Source organism: Streptomyces sp. NPDC098789 (genome assembly GCF_044759975.1).
Lineage (GTDB): Bacteria > Actinomycetota > Actinomycetes > Streptomycetales > Streptomycetaceae > Streptomyces.
The window spans coordinates 97,647-111,127 of the sequence record NZ_JBIWAJ010000024.1 but is presented as its reverse complement, the minus strand read 5'-3'; the positions used below and the strand labels follow the sequence as shown (position 1 = coordinate 111,127).

Below are 13,481 nucleotides of genomic sequence, written 5' to 3'. Positions count from 1 at the left end.
GCGCAGGCCGGGCCGGTCCCCGGGCGGCAATCCCCCGCGCGCGGTGTCGGGGTGCGCCGTAAGGTGGGGAACCCCGGCCCGTCTGACGTGTCGGGCCCTTCGCGTTGCCCCCTCACCGGACGGAAAGCCGCCTTCATGAGCCTGTACGGACTGCTCGACGCCGTCACCCGGGACCCCGCGCTCACCGAGGCGGTCAAGGCGGCCGCGGACGGGAACCGGATGCAGCTGGACCTGGTCGGTCCGGCGGCGGCGCGGCCCTTCGCCATCGCGGCGCTGGCCCGGCGGACCGAGCGGACCGTGCTCGCGGTCACCGCGACCGGGCGGGAGGCCGAGGACCTGGCGGCCGCGCTGCGCTCGCTGATGCCGCCGGAGCAGGCCGCCGCCGTCGTGGACTTCCCGTCCTGGGAGACCCTGCCGCACGAGCGCCTCTCGCCCCGCAGCGACACCGTCGGCCGCCGCCTCGCGGTGCTGCGCCGGCTCTCCCACCCGAGCAAGGACGACCCGGCCGCAGGTCCGATCTCCATCGTCGTCGCGCCGATCCGCTCCGTGCTCCAGCCGCAGGTCAAGGGCCTGGGCGACCTCGTCCCGGTGGCCCTGCGCGGCGGCGAGAGCGCCGACCTCGGCGAGATCACCGAGGCGCTCGCCGCGGCGGCGTACGCCCGGGTGGAGCTGGTGGAGAAGCGCGGCGAGTTCGCCGTCCGCGGTGGCATCCTCGACGTCTTCCCGCCCACCGAGGAGCACCCCCTGCGGGTGGAGTTCTGGGGCGACGACGTCGAGGAGATCCGCTACTTCAAGGTCGCCGACCAGCGGTCCCTGGAGATCGCCGAGCACGGGCTGTGGGCCCCGCCGTGCCGCGAGCTGCTGCTCACCGACGAGGTGCGCGAGCGCGCCGCCGCGCTGGCCGTGGAGCACCCGGAGCTGGGCGAGCTGCTGCACAAGATCGCCGAGGGGATCGCCGTCGAGGGCATGGAGTCCCTCGCCCCGGTCCTGGTCGACGACATGGAGCTGCTGCTGGACGTGCTGCCCGCCGGGGCGATGGCCGTGGTCTGCGACCCCGAGCGGGTCCGCACCCGGGCCGCCGACCTGGTCGCCACCAGCCAGGAGTTCCTCCAGGCGTCCTGGGCGGCCACCGCCGGCGGCGGCGAGGCCCCGATCGACCTGAACGCGGCCTCGCTGTGGGGGATCGCGGACGTCCGCGACCGGGCCCGGGAGCTCGGCACCATGTGGTGGTCCGTCTCGCCCTTCGCCGCGGACGCGACGCTGACAGATGCCGCTGCCGCGGCGGGGGGCGAGGACACGCTCACGCTCGGCATGCACGCCCCCGAGGCCTACCGCGGCGACACCGCCCGCGCCCTGGCCGACACCAAGGGCTGGATCGCCGACGGCTGGCACACCGTCTACGTCACCGAGGGCCACGGCCCGGCCGCCCGCACCGTCGAGGTGCTCGGCGGCGAGGGCATCGCGGCCCGGCTGGAGGCCGACCTCGCGGTGCTGGAGCCCTCCCTGGTCCACGTCGCCTGCGGCTCCCTGGACAACGGGTTCGTCGACCCGCACCTCAAGATCGCCGTCCTCACCGAGACCGACCTGACAGGGCAGCGCACCGCCACCAAGGACCTCGGCCGGATGCCGACCCGGCGCCGCAAGACCATCGACCCGCTGACCCTCCAGGCCGGCGACTACATCGTGCACGAGCAGCACGGCGTCGGCCGCTACGTCGAGATGGTCCAGCGCACCGTGCAGGGCGCCACCCGCGAGTACCTGCTCGTCGAGTACGCCCCCGCCAAGCGCGGCCAGCCCGGCGACCGCCTCTACATCCCCACCGACCAGCTGGAGCAGGTCACCAAGTACGTCGGCGGCGAGGCCCCCACCCTGCACCGGCTCGGCGGCGCCGACTGGACCAAGACCAAGGCGAAGGCGAAGAAGGCGGTCAAGGAGATCGCCGCCGACCTCATCAAGCTCTACAGCGCCCGCATGGCGGCCCCCGGCCACACCTTCGGCCCGGACACCCCCTGGCAGCGGGAGCTGGAGGACGCCTTCCCGTACGCCGAGACGCCCGACCAGCTGACCACGATCGCCGAGGTCAAGGAGGACATGGAGAAGTCGGTCCCGATGGACCGGCTGATCTGCGGCGACGTCGGCTACGGCAAGACCGAGATCGCCGTGCGCGCCGCCTTCAAGGCGGTCCAGGACGGCAAGCAGGTCGCGGTCCTGGTCCCGACCACGCTCCTCGTCCAGCAGCACTTCGGCACCTTCTCCGAGCGCTACGCGCAGTTCCCCGTCAAGGTGCGGGCGCTGTCCCGCTTCCAGACGGACACCGAGTCGAAGGCCACCCTGGAGGGCCTCAAGGAGGGCTCGGTGGACATCGTCATCGGCACCCACCGGCTCTTCTCGCAGGAGACCAGGTTCAAGGACCTGGGCCTGGTCATCGTCGACGAGGAGCAGCGCTTCGGCGTGGAGCACAAGGAGCAGCTCAAGAAGCTCCGCGCGAACGTCGACGTCCTGACGATGTCCGCGACCCCGATCCCGCGCACCCTGGAGATGGCGGTCACCGGCATCCGCGAGATGTCGACGATCACCACCCCGCCGGAGGAGCGGCACCCGGTGCTGACCTTCGTCGGTCCCTACGAGGAGAAGCAGATCGGCGCGGCGATCCGGCGCGAACTGCTGCGCGAGGGCCAGGTCTTCTACATCCACAACCGGGTCGAATCCATCGACCGGGCGGCCGCCAAGCTGCGCGAGATCGTGCCCGAGGCGCGGATCGCGACCGCGCACGGTCAGATGGGCGAGAGCCAGCTGGAGCAGGTCGTCGTCGACTTCTGGGAGAAGAAGTTCGACGTCCTGGTCTCCACGACCATCGTCGAGTCCGGCATCGACATCTCCAACGCCAACACCCTGATCGTGGAGCGCGGCGACACCTTCGGCCTCTCGCAGCTGCACCAGCTGCGCGGCCGCGTGGGCCGCGGCCGCGAGCGCGGCTACTCCTACTTCCTCTACCCGCCGGAGAAGCCGCTGACCGAGACCGCGCACGAGCGGCTCGCGACGATCGCCCAGCACACCGAGATGGGCGCGGGCATGTACGTCGCCATGAAGGACCTGGAGATCCGCGGCGCGGGCAACCTGCTCGGCGGCGAGCAGTCCGGTCACATCGCGGGCGTCGGCTTCGACCTCTACATCCGGATGGTCGGCGAGGCCGTGGCCGACTACCGGTCCGCCGTCGAGGGCGGCGAGCAGGAGGAGGCGCCGCTGGACGTGAAGATCGAGCTGCCGGTCGACGCGCACGTCCCGCACGACTACGCGCCGGGCGAGGGCCTGCGCCTCCAGGCCTACCGCTCGATCGCGGCCGCCTCCTCGGAAGCGGACGTCAAGGCCGTGCGCGAGGAGCTGACCGACCGCTACGGCAAGCTGCCCGAGCCCGTGGAGAACCTGCTGCTCGTGGCGGGCCTGCGGATGCTGGCGCGCGCCTGCGGGGTCGGCGACATCACCCTGGCGGGCACCAACATCCGCTTCGGCCCGGTGGAGCTGCGCGAATCGCAGGAGCTGCGGCTCAAGCGGCTCTACCCGGGAACGGTCCTCAAGCCGGCCACCTCGCAGGTGCTGGTGCCGCGCCCGAAGACCGCCCGGGTCGGCGGCAAGCCGCTGGTCGGGCGGGAACTCCTGGCCTGGACGGGGGAGTTCCTCACCACGATCCTGGGGTCCTGACGCCGTCGCCGCGCGCGAAGCCGGACCCCGTCACGTCACCTCAGGGCGTGGGTCCGGCGCAGGGTTCGATCGCTGCCCAGTCCGCGGCGGAGTCCCCGGTGAGCAGGAACTCGCTCAGGTACAGGTCCGTCCCGTCGTGGACGTCTGCCTCGTCCAGCCAGAGGGATTCGCACTCCGGGCACATGAAGAAGACCTGGCCGCAATCCTTGCGCCGATAGCGCCGCACCCAGTCCTGTCCGCAGTGGACGCACTGCGGCGGCGGCTTCGTCATGATCCACACCGTAGGTCGGTATCCGATCGGAAGCCAGCTCCCGACCTACGCTCCCGCCCATGGAGACGAACAGCGGCAGGATCATCATCTTCGGGACCCACGCGGGGGTGTCCGCCGCATGGGCGACACGACCAGCGTGGTCCACGACAGCCCGACCCCTTGGATCGCCGACCACATCCGCCGCTTCGAGGAGACCGGCGGCCACCCCCGCCCCGGGGTGGCCGACCTCCTGCTGACCACCCGGGGCCGCAGGTCCGGCCTGCTGCCGAGTCCGCCCGCCTGTGGCCGGTCGTGGTGGCCGCGATGCCCTCGTACGCGGCCTACCGCACCGCGACGACCCGGAAGATCCCCCTGGTCCTGGTCACCCCGGCGGGCCCGTCGGCCTAGAGGAAGTTCTTCTGGACCAGCAGGCGCACGATGTCCGGGTAGAAGTCCGGGAAGTCCATCGGCACGATGCCGAAATGGATCTTCTCGGTCTTCCGGGCGTCCACGTACTTGAGGACGTCCGGAAGCGTGAGCTTCGCGTTCTGCTGGGGCCAGTTCCCGCCGGAGTAGCTCGTGAAGTTCACGAACATCTGCGAGGAGTCCTGGTTCCACCAGGCGTTGTCGAACTGCTTGATGATGGTGGCGGACTTCGTGAAGTTGGTGGTGTTCCAGTCGTCCTGGATGTTGAAGGCCTTGTTGCTGTCCCAGCTGAGGATGCCCCAGTCGTTCGCGAAGTCCGCCGCGATGACGATCTTGCTGCGCACCTGGCCCAGCGTGGGCCAGGACGGTGCGGTCCACACCAGACTCCGGTAGCCCATGGTGTCCAGGTAGTAGTTGAAGCGGCGCCGGAACTCTTCGTCCGAGAGGGCCTGCCCGCCCGAGTTCTCGTTCTTCACCCGCATGATGACGGTTTCACCCGGGTACTTCTTGAAGTGGTTTCGGCAGGCTTCCAGGACGTCCTGGAAGCGGTGTCCCTGGTAGGCGGAGCCGTGATAGAGGCCGAATTCGTTCGGCGCGCCCTGGAGGCCGTTCAGCCGGATGTCGAGGAAGCGGATCCCGCGCTCCAGCTGCTCGGGAACGCCCCAGTTCTGGGTCTGGGCCCACTTGGTGCCGTTGGCGGGGTCGGTGCACCAAGAGTCGTGCGTTCCAGGGATCGTCAGACGGATGAGGGGCGTGCTGCCGGGCAGCTTGCCCATCCAGTCGAACGCGTAGAAGCCGGCGGCCTGGGCGGTGCCGGGCAGGGCGAGCGTGGCCGCCGCCGCGGCGCCCGCGCCGACTCCCCATTTCAAGACGTCACGACGGGTGGGGTTCATGGCTGGTCTCCCATTCTGCGGTGGTGGTCGGGTCACCGCGGGGGCCGACGCTAGGCACCGCCGCTAACGTTCCGCTGCCGCGCCGCTGACGTGCGCGGGAGCCCGCCGTCAGCGCCCCGGGCGCCGGGTTCACAGCCGGGCCCACACCGTTTTGCCAGGCGCACCCGTGCCGCGCGGGCGTACGCCCCACTCCCGGGACACGGCCGCTACGAGCGCCAGCCCTCGCCCGTTCTCCGCCCAGCAGGGGTCCGCCTCGGGGAGCACCTCGCGCAGGGGCGCGTCGCCCCGGGCGTCGCTCACCTCGACCCGGATGCGCAGGCCGTCGAAACCGAGCCGGACCTCGAAGTCCCGCCCCGGCACCCGCCCGTGCAGCACGGCGTTCGCGGCCAGCTCCCCGACCACCAGCTCCACGTCCTCCATCAGCGCACAGCCCGGCGGAACGCCCCAGGCGGCGAGCTGCGCCCCGGCGAGGTACCGGGCGAGGCGAGCGCCGCGGGGGGTGGCGGAGAGGAGCTGCCGGAACTCCGGTGCCATGTCACTCTTTTCGGTCGTCACCTCACCGAGCGTGGCGGGGCCGCCGTACGCTTTCCAGGAGCGACGGCGCTACGGAGAACTCCCGTAGGGCCGGCCGCGGTTGCGTGTACGTGCGGTACGGGCGAGGGCGGTTCATCGGATGAACGACCTGTCGGAACGCGAAGAGGAGCCGGAGCGGCCCGTGGAGGTCGACGGCACGGCCCACCTCTTCCGGGCACTCGGCAAGATCATCAAGGTGCTACGGGAACGGGCGGGGCTCCAGCAGAAGGAACTCGCCGCACTCGTGCACGTGGGGGAGGACCTGGTCTCCGCCATCGAGCGGGGCGTACGGACCCCGCAGCCGGACTTCCTGGAGAACGCGGACCGGGCGATGGGGGCGGCCGGGGTGCTGCTGGCGGCGATCCCGGACGTGAAGGAGGCGTTGAAGCGGGCGCGGACGCGGCACCCGGATTGGTTCCGGGACTACGCCCAGGCGGAGGCCAGCGCCAATGCACTCCACTACTTCGGCTATCAGGGTGTGCCGGGGATGCTTCAGACAGAGAGCCATGCACGGGCCGTCTTCGCGAAGCGACGCCCTCTGCTGGACGAAGCAACGATCGAGAAGCGAGTGGCGGACCGACTGGCCCGACAGCTGGTCTTTGACCGGTGGCCGTCCCCCACCTTCAGCTTTGTCCTTGACCACAGCCTGTTGTTGCGTCCGGTGGGCGGAGACGAGGTCCATAAAGACCAGTTGCGCCGCTTCGTCTCGATCGGGCGGCTGCGGACCGTGGAACTTCAAGTGATGCCCTTCGACCGCGGTGAACACGCGGCAATGGGCGGATCGTTCACCCTTCTCAACCCGAAGGGGCGTGCGCAGGTCGCCTACACCGAGAGCTATGGCCACCCCAACCTCATCACGGACCCGGAACGGGTACGGATCTACGCCGAGCGCTATGGGATCATCCGGGCACAGGCACTCACGCCCCACGAGTCACTGGCCCTGATCGAGAAGTTGCTGGGAGAACTATGAACACCACAGACCTGGCCTGGTTCAAGAGCAGCTACAGCGGTGGCGAGGGCGGCGAGTGCCTCGAAGTCGCCTTCGACTGGCGCAAGTCCAGCTACAGCGACGGCGAGGGTGGCGAGTGCGTCGAGGTCGCGGGATGCGGCACGGCCGTCCACGTCCGGGACTCCAAGGTCCCGGCCGGTCCTCAGCTGGCCGTCGCTCCCGGGGCCTGGGTCACGTTCCTCGACGGAGTCGTCTCCGCATAGCGCGACGGCCGCGGTGGGGGACCTTGGGGTCCGCCCGCCGCGGCCGGTGCGGTGCTACTTGTTCGGGTCGTCGTCGATGCCCGTGCGTTGTTCCATCTGCTGTTGGGCCTTGTCGACCTGGTCCGCGTACTTGTTGCCGGTCTTCTCGTTGACCTCTTGTTCGAGGTTGTCCGAGATCTCCTTGCCCTTGGACTTGGCCTGGTCCCGGAACTTGTCGAAAATCCCCATGCGGGGCTCCTTCCGTCATCCCGTTTGAGACGGTACGCGCCTTTGATCCCGTCCGCGCGCCGAGGCCGTGGGACCCGCCGCGCCCAGGAGCCGCCCTCCCCTGCGAGGCGGCTACCGGGCGCGACGGGAGCGGGTCGGGCCTCAGCCGTCGGTCTCGACGACGTCCTTGGTCGGCGACGCGGCGTCGACCGGCAGGTTGAAACCGGAGAAGGAGACGTCGGAAGGGTCCTTGCCGGTTTCCACGGCCTTGAGGAGGAAGGGCTCGCCCTTGGTGGCGATGTAGAGGTCCTCGGTCCCGTCCGTGGTCCTGGTGGTCACCTTCTGGGCGCTCTCGCCGTTCACCTGCACGACCCCGTCCTTCTTGGCGCCCTGGCTCTTGTCGAACTCCTTGAGCAGGTCGTCCAGGTCGCACAGGGCCGAGAGCTCCTTGGAGTCCGGCGACGAGGCCTTCGTCTTGACCCAGTGCCCGGCCAACTGCGCGAGCGCCGCGTCGGCCTGCTCCTTCGGGAGGTCCTTGAGCTGGGTGCGGTAGAAGGCGGCGTCGGCCTTGAGGAAGACGAACTCGGAGTTGCGGATCAGCTCGAAGGAGCCGTCGCCCTCGACCGCCATCGACCCCTTGCAGTCACCGGACTTGCTGATCGCCATGTCGATCTTCATCGGCTTGCCCTTGTCCCGGACGGTGCCCGTGATGGTCAGCGAGTTGGCGCCGCGCAGGCTGTCGAGCGACTTGTTCGCCACCTTCGACCCGGACTCGCCGGGGAAGGGGCCGCTCTCGGTGTCGCCGCCCGAGAAGGGGAAGCAGCCGGTGAGGGTGAACAGGGCGGTGGTCGCGACGATCGCGGCGGCGGTGAGGCGGGCAGGGCGCACGGGGACTCTCTTTACGGGTAAGGGGGAGGGGTGGGGCTGGTGGTGCGAGCGGTGGCGCGGCGGGTCAGGACTTCTTCCAGTCGGCGCAGCCCGAGGACTTGAAGTACGCGTCCTCGGCGTCGATCGTCACGATCGCCGCGCCCGTCGGGTTGTCGTTGGCGGCGATCGAGTCGAGACCGTGCTCGGCGTCCTTGGTGCGCTCCCAGTAGCAGTTGAGGCTGCCCTTGGCGCGGCCCTCGGACGTGTAAGTGCCGGGCGCGATGTCCGCGCCGACGCGGAGCATGCCACCATCGCCGGCGATCTCCGCCTTCGGGGTGCCCGTAGCGTCCTTCGCGACGGCCTCCCAGCCCTTGCAGCCGGAGGACTTGAAGTACTCGCCGGCCGCCAGGGTCACGTAACTGGAGCCCGTCACGTTGTCGTTGGCGATGATCGAGTCCATCTCGCCCTTGGTGTCCTTGAGTCGCTCCCAGTAGCAGCGGGACTTGGTGTTGCCGCTCGTGCGGTAGGTGCCGGGCTGGGCGTCCTTGCCGACCTGGACGGTGCCGTCGCCCTTGATGGCGACCTTCTTGGCCTCGTCCTGCTTGGGCTGCTCCTTGCCGCTGCTGCTCGCGGCGGGCTTGGGGTCCGTCTTGCCGGTCGCTCCCTTGGTGTCCTCGACCGGGCCGCAGGCGGTGGCCAGTGCGAGGGCGAGCACGGCTCCGCTTCCGGCCAGCACCTGGCGTCGGGCGGCGGTCCAGCTGGTGCGCGGGGCGTGGTGCGACATGGGAATGCCTCTCTCGTCTCTCGCTGTCCGGCCGGAACCGGCCCGGTTGGTGTGACGGGAGTAATCACAACAGAGACTGTGAACCGAGTCAACACGAAACAAGGAAATGATCTCGTTCACACTGTGAAGCGATCTCTCGCGTGTGTATCGGTATGCTCTGCGCATGTCGGAGACCCCCCCCACTGAGGTGACCGCAGCCGAGATCGCCCGCCTCGCCGGGGTCGGACGCGCGGCGGTGAGCAACTGGCGGCGCCGCCACGCCGATTTCCCGAAGCCCGTCGGCGGGAGCGAGACCAGCCCCTCCTTCGCCCTCCCCGAGGTCGAGGAATGGCTGCGCGCCCAGGGCAAGCTCGCCGAGGTCCCGCCGCGCGAGCGCGTCTGGCAGCAGATCACCGCCCACCCCGCCGGCGCCGTCGCCGGGCTCGTCGAGGCGGGCTGCGCGCTGCTCGTCGTCCACGACCGGCCCACCGACTGGCTGGAGCTGAGCGCCGTCTCCGACGAGCGGATGGCCGCGCTGCTGCGGCCCGTCCTCTCCCAGGTGCTCACCGCCCGGCTCGGCCCCGGCCACGCCCTGACCGAAGCGACGGCCGCGAGGGCCACGACGGCCGCGCCCGCGTCCATGCCGCTGCTGCGCGCCGCCGCCGAGCTCGCCGCGGGCCTCGGCGCCCGCAACGCCTTCGAGTTCCTGCTGGGCCGCCACCTCGACGCGAACCCGCGGCAGTACACGCTGACCCCGGCCGGCCCCGCCGAGCTGATGGCCGCGCTGGCCGGGTCCGGCGCGCGCAGCGTCCTCGACCCCGCCTGCGGGACCGGCAGCCTGCTGCGCGCCGTCGCCGCGCCCGTCGCCCTGTACGGCCAGGACTGCGCGCCCGAACTCGCCGCCCTGACCGCGCTGCGGCTCGCCCTGCACGGCGTCGCCGAGGTGCGCACCGCCGCCGCCGACAGCCTGCGCGCCGACGCCTTCCCCCGGCCCGCCGTCGACGCCGTGCTCTGCCACCCGCCGTTCAACGAGCGGAACTGGGGTCACGAGGAGCTCGCCTACGACCCGCGCTGGGAGTACGGCTTCCCCGCCCGCACCGAATCCGAACTGGCCTGGGTCCAGCACGCCCTGGCGCACCTGCGCGAGGGCGGCACCGCCGTCCTGCTGATGCCTCCGGCCGTCGCCGGCCGCCGCTCCGGCCGCCGCATCCGCGCCGACCTGCTGCGCCGGGGCGCGCTGCGGGCCGTCGTCGCGCTCCCGGCCGGCGCCGCGCCCCCGTACGGGATCCCCCTGCACCTGTGGGTGCTGCGCAAGCCCGCCGCGCACGCCCCGGCCCCGCCCGGGCTGCTGCTCGTCGACACCGCCGAACTCGGCGGCGGTGAGGGGCGCGAGCGGGCCGCCTGGCCCGCCGTGCACGACGCGGTACTGGCCGCCTGGACGGCGTACGATGGCGCCACCGGCGCGGCCGAGGTCCCCGACGCGCCGGGCCTGAGCCGCTGCGTGCCCGTCATCGAACTCCTCGACGACGACGTGGACCTCACCCCCGCCCGGCACCTGCCGCCCGCCACCGCGGGCGGCGGCGCGGCCGAGCTGGGCGCCGTACGCGCGCGCCTCGACGAGACCCTTCAGCGCGCCGCCCGGCTCACCCCGCCCCCGGCCGAACCGGCGGAGGGGCCCGCCCGGCTGCCCAGCACCACCATCGGCGAACTCGCCCGCGCGGGCGCCCTGCTGCTGCGCAGCGGCACCGGCAGCGGCGCCGGTGACATCCCCGTCCTGACCGAACACGACGTGTACGCCGGGACCGCGCCCTCCGGCACCCTGGTCGACTCCGCGGACGAGCCCGTGCTGACCGAGACCGGCGACATCGTCGTCCCCGTCGTCGGAGCCGCCGCCGTCGCCCGGGTCGTCGGCCCCGCCGACGCGGGCGCGGCCCTCGGCCGCAACCTCCAACTGCTGCGCCCCGACCCGGCCGCCATCGACCCCTGGTTCCTGGCCGGATTCCTGCGCGGCACCGCCAACAACCGGCAGGCCTCCAGCTACGCCTCCACCGCCACCCGGCTCGACGTGCGCCGCCTCCAGCTGCCCCGGCTGCCGCTGGAGGACCAGCGCCGCTACGGCGAACGCTTCCGCGCGCTCGCCGAGTTCGAGGACGCGCTGCGGCTCGCGGGCCGGCTCGGCGAGCAGCTGGTGCAGGGGCTCTACGACGGTCTCGCGGACGGCACGGTCCGCGCGGAGTGAGCCGGACCGCAACGGTTGTGCACATCCCCTGACCGGGCGGGCGGGCCGGTGTATACGCTCGCACCCGAGCACATCCGAATTTCCGCCGTCAGGAGCAGCGATGCACGGCCCCGGCCTCCCGCCGCCGCGTGAGCGGTACGCAAACCAGCGCAGCCAGAGCTACGTGATCGCCCTGCGTGTGATCTTCACGCTGGTACCGCTGTTCAGCTGGGGGTTCCTGGCCTGGGCGAGCATGCTGCGGCTCGCGATCGTCACCCGGGCGGGCAAGGACTGGGCGCTGTTCGTGCTCTCCGCGACCTGCGGCCTGCTCGGGCTCTGGCTGGTCGGCTCCGACCCGGTTCCCGACGCCAAGGGCACCCGGACCGACATCGGGATGGTGCTGGCGCTCGCGACCGGCGTGGCCAGCCTGGCCTACTTCCTCTACGCCGACCTGCGCCACCACCAGCGGCCCCCGGTCACCGCCTGGTACCCGCCGCCGCTGCCCCCGCAAGCGCAACCGCACGCCCAGCCCTACGGCTACGGCTACCCGCCGCAGCCCGCCGCGCCCGCCGCGCCGCTGCCCCAGCCCCCGCACAGCCCGCGGCCGCCGCGGATCGGGCAGGTGCGCGCCGAACTCGACGAGCTGAGCGAGCTGCTGCGCAAGCAGGGCGACAGCAACGGCAACGGCAACGGCGGCGGCTACGGCGGCGGCGCCGACGGCCAGGGGCACGGCCGGTGACCGAACGCACCATCGGCGAGCGCTACCAGCTCGCCACCGTCCTGGGCCAAGGCGGCATGGGCCAGGTCTGGACGGCGTACGACCGGCGGCTCGACCGCCGCGTGGCCGTCAAGCTGCTGCGTCCCGACAAGGTCGCGGGCCCCGGCACCGTCGCCGAGGAGCTGCGCCGCCGCTTCGTGCGCGAATGCCGGGTCACGGCCCAGGTCGACCACCCGGGGCTGGTCACCGTCCACGACGCGGGCAGCGACGGCGACGAGCTGTACCTGGTCATGCAGTACGTCGAGGGCGCCGACCTCGCCGACCACCTGGCCGAGCACGACCCGTACCCCTGGCCGTGGGCGGTCTCGGTGGTCGCGCAGCTGTGCTCGGTGCTGTCCGCCGTGCACGCGGTGCCGATCGTGCACCGGGACCTGAAGCCGCGCAACGTGATGGTCCGCCCGGACGGCACGATCACCGTCCTCGACCTCGGCGTCGCCTCCGTCATGGACACCGACACCACCCGCCTCACCCACACCGGCTCACCCATCGGCAGCCCCGCCTACATGGCCCCCGAGCAGGCGATGGGCGGGGCCGTCGGCCCGTACACCGACCTCTACGCGCTCGGCGTGCTGCTCTACGAACTCCTCAGCGGGAACGTCCCCTTCGTCGGGTCCACCGCCCTCGGCGTGCTCCACCGGCACCTCTACGAGCCCCCGCTCCCGGTGCGCCAGCTGCGCCCCGAGGTGCCGCCCGAGCTCGAAGCGGTGCTGCTGCGCCTGCTGGCCAAGGACCCGCAGGACCGGCCCGGCTCCGCGCAGGAGGTGTACGAGGCGCTGGTCCCGCTGCTGCCCTCGCACGGCGCCCCCGCGGGCCCCTTGGACCCCACCCGTCCCTTCCTGCGGCCGATGGCCCCCTGGCCCGACCGGGTCAGTGCCCCGCCGCGGCCCGAGGTCCCGCCGACGGTCGCCCCGCGCCGGGACATCCCGGGGGCCGTCGACGAGGTCCGGGCGCTGCTGGACGAGGGCCGGCTCACCCAGGCCGTGGACGTCCTCGGCGAGATCCTGCCGGCCGCCGTCGCGCAGCACGGGGAGCACTCGCCGGTGGTCCGCTCGCTGCGCAAGCAGTACGCGGCCACGCTGATGGACGACGGCCAGTACCGCCGGGCCCTGCCCGAACTGCGCCGACTGGCCGAGGAGTTCCCGGCGGGCGACCCGCAGTCCCTGCGTTTTCGCTACGACGCCGCCCAGTGCCTGGAGCAGCTCGGCGAAGCCGCCGCGGCCCTGGCCGAGTACCGGGCGCTGCTCCCCTTCTTCGAGAACCACTACGCCAACCCGGACCCGGGCCTGCCGCTGGAGGTGCGCCGGCGGATGGCGCACCTGCTGCTCTCCCTCGGCGACCGGGCCGCCGCCCACGACACGCTGGCCCGGCTGCTCTTCGACGCGGAGCAGTTGCACGGGCCGGCCCACCCCTTCCCCACGGAGGTGCGCCGCACCCTCCAGTGGCTGAGCCAGGTCCGCTGAGCCCCCGGGCCCCCTGCCCCGCTTCAGCCTCGCCCGGAGCCAAAGTCAGCCTCGCCGGCGTTTGAGGCGCGGGGCCCGGGCCAACCCCCCGCCGCCCCCCCCCCGCCCCATCCACCACAGCCCGACCCGGCCCTG

The 13,481-nt window shown here is 72.2% G+C and carries 12 protein-coding genes; 6 read left to right on the top strand and 6 right to left on the bottom strand.

The features are described 5' to 3' along the window. Positions 1–135 precede the first annotated feature (135 nt). The gene (gene mfd, locus ACIQWR_RS35345; RefSeq protein WP_404018323.1) at positions 136–3,699 is read left to right on the top strand and encodes a transcription-repair coupling factor; all 3,564 of its coding nucleotides are present in this window, start codon (positions 136–138) and stop codon (positions 3,697–3,699) included. 40 nt (positions 3,700–3,739) lie between these two features. Here the strand turns inward: mfd and ACIQWR_RS35340 are convergent, their stop codons facing one another. The 3 genes from ACIQWR_RS35340 to ACIQWR_RS35330 all read right to left on the bottom strand — a co-directional run bounded on the left by ACIQWR_RS35340 (position 3,740) and on the right by ACIQWR_RS35330 (position 5,823). Further along, complete coding sequence (locus tag ACIQWR_RS35340; protein ID WP_404018322.1) at positions 3,740–3,970, bottom strand: hypothetical protein; 231 nt, start codon at positions 3,968–3,970, stop codon at positions 3,740–3,742. Positions 3,971–4,353: 383 nt separating this feature from the next. After that, positions 4,354–5,268, bottom strand: a complete 915-nt coding sequence (locus tag ACIQWR_RS35335; RefSeq protein ID WP_404018319.1) for a phosphatidylinositol-specific phospholipase C — start codon at positions 5,266–5,268, stop codon at positions 4,354–4,356. Positions 5,269–5,397: 129 nt separating this feature from the next. Next, positions 5,398–5,823 carry an ATP-binding protein gene (locus ACIQWR_RS35330; RefSeq protein ID WP_404018316.1) on the bottom strand — a complete coding sequence of 142 codons (426 nt, stop codon included), beginning with the start codon at positions 5,821–5,823 and terminating at the stop codon, positions 5,398–5,400. A gap of 118 nt (positions 5,824–5,941) precedes the next feature. Between ACIQWR_RS35330 and ACIQWR_RS35325 the strand changes: the two genes are divergently transcribed. Together ACIQWR_RS35325 and ACIQWR_RS35320 are read left to right on the top strand one after the other, a co-directional pair. Continuing rightward, the gene (locus tag ACIQWR_RS35325) at positions 5,942–6,811 is read left to right on the top strand and encodes a Scr1 family TA system antitoxin-like transcriptional regulator (protein WP_404018313.1); all 870 of its coding nucleotides are present in this window, start codon (positions 5,942–5,944) and stop codon (positions 6,809–6,811) included. Continuing rightward, positions 6,808–7,053 (top strand): DUF397 domain-containing protein, encoded by a 246-nt coding sequence (locus ACIQWR_RS35320; RefSeq protein ID WP_404018311.1) that lies wholly within the window; start codon positions 6,808–6,810, stop codon positions 7,051–7,053. Before ACIQWR_RS35325 ends, ACIQWR_RS35320 begins: the two co-directional genes overlap by 4 nt. Before the next feature lie 54 nt (positions 7,054–7,107). On the opposite strand, the gene ACIQWR_RS35315 is transcribed toward ACIQWR_RS35320, so the two are convergent. The 3 genes from ACIQWR_RS35315 to ACIQWR_RS35305 all read right to left on the bottom strand — a co-directional run bounded on the left by ACIQWR_RS35315 (position 7,108) and on the right by ACIQWR_RS35305 (position 8,911). Continuing rightward, entirely contained in the window at positions 7,108–7,281 is a 174-nt protein-coding gene (locus ACIQWR_RS35315) for an Rv0909 family putative TA system antitoxin (protein ID WP_404018308.1), read from the bottom strand. 141 nt (positions 7,282–7,422) lie between these two features. After that, on the bottom strand, positions 7,423–8,148 hold the full coding sequence (locus tag ACIQWR_RS35310) for a hypothetical protein (RefSeq protein ID WP_404018306.1): 726 nt from the start codon (positions 8,146–8,148) through the stop codon (positions 7,423–7,425). Positions 8,149–8,212: 64 nt separating this feature from the next. Beyond that, positions 8,213–8,911, bottom strand: coding sequence for a hypothetical protein (locus ACIQWR_RS35305; protein ID WP_404018304.1), 699 nt, complete (start codon positions 8,909–8,911; stop codon positions 8,213–8,215). Between the two features lie 163 nt (positions 8,912–9,074). Between ACIQWR_RS35305 and ACIQWR_RS35300 the strand changes: the two genes are divergently transcribed. The 3 genes from ACIQWR_RS35300 to ACIQWR_RS35290 all read left to right on the top strand — a co-directional run bounded on the left by ACIQWR_RS35300 (position 9,075) and on the right by ACIQWR_RS35290 (position 13,346). Further along, entirely contained in the window at positions 9,075–11,129 is a 2,055-nt protein-coding gene (locus ACIQWR_RS35300) for an N-6 DNA methylase (protein WP_404018302.1), read from the top strand. A gap of 100 nt (positions 11,130–11,229) precedes the next feature. After that, complete coding sequence (locus ACIQWR_RS35295; RefSeq protein ID WP_404018299.1) at positions 11,230–11,847, top strand: hypothetical protein; 618 nt, start codon at positions 11,230–11,232, stop codon at positions 11,845–11,847. Further along, complete coding sequence (locus ACIQWR_RS35290) at positions 11,844–13,346, top strand: serine/threonine-protein kinase (RefSeq protein ID WP_404018297.1); 1,503 nt, start codon at positions 11,844–11,846, stop codon at positions 13,344–13,346. The genes ACIQWR_RS35295 and ACIQWR_RS35290 overlap by 4 nt, the downstream gene beginning before the upstream one ends. Positions 13,347–13,481 lie beyond the last annotated feature (135 nt).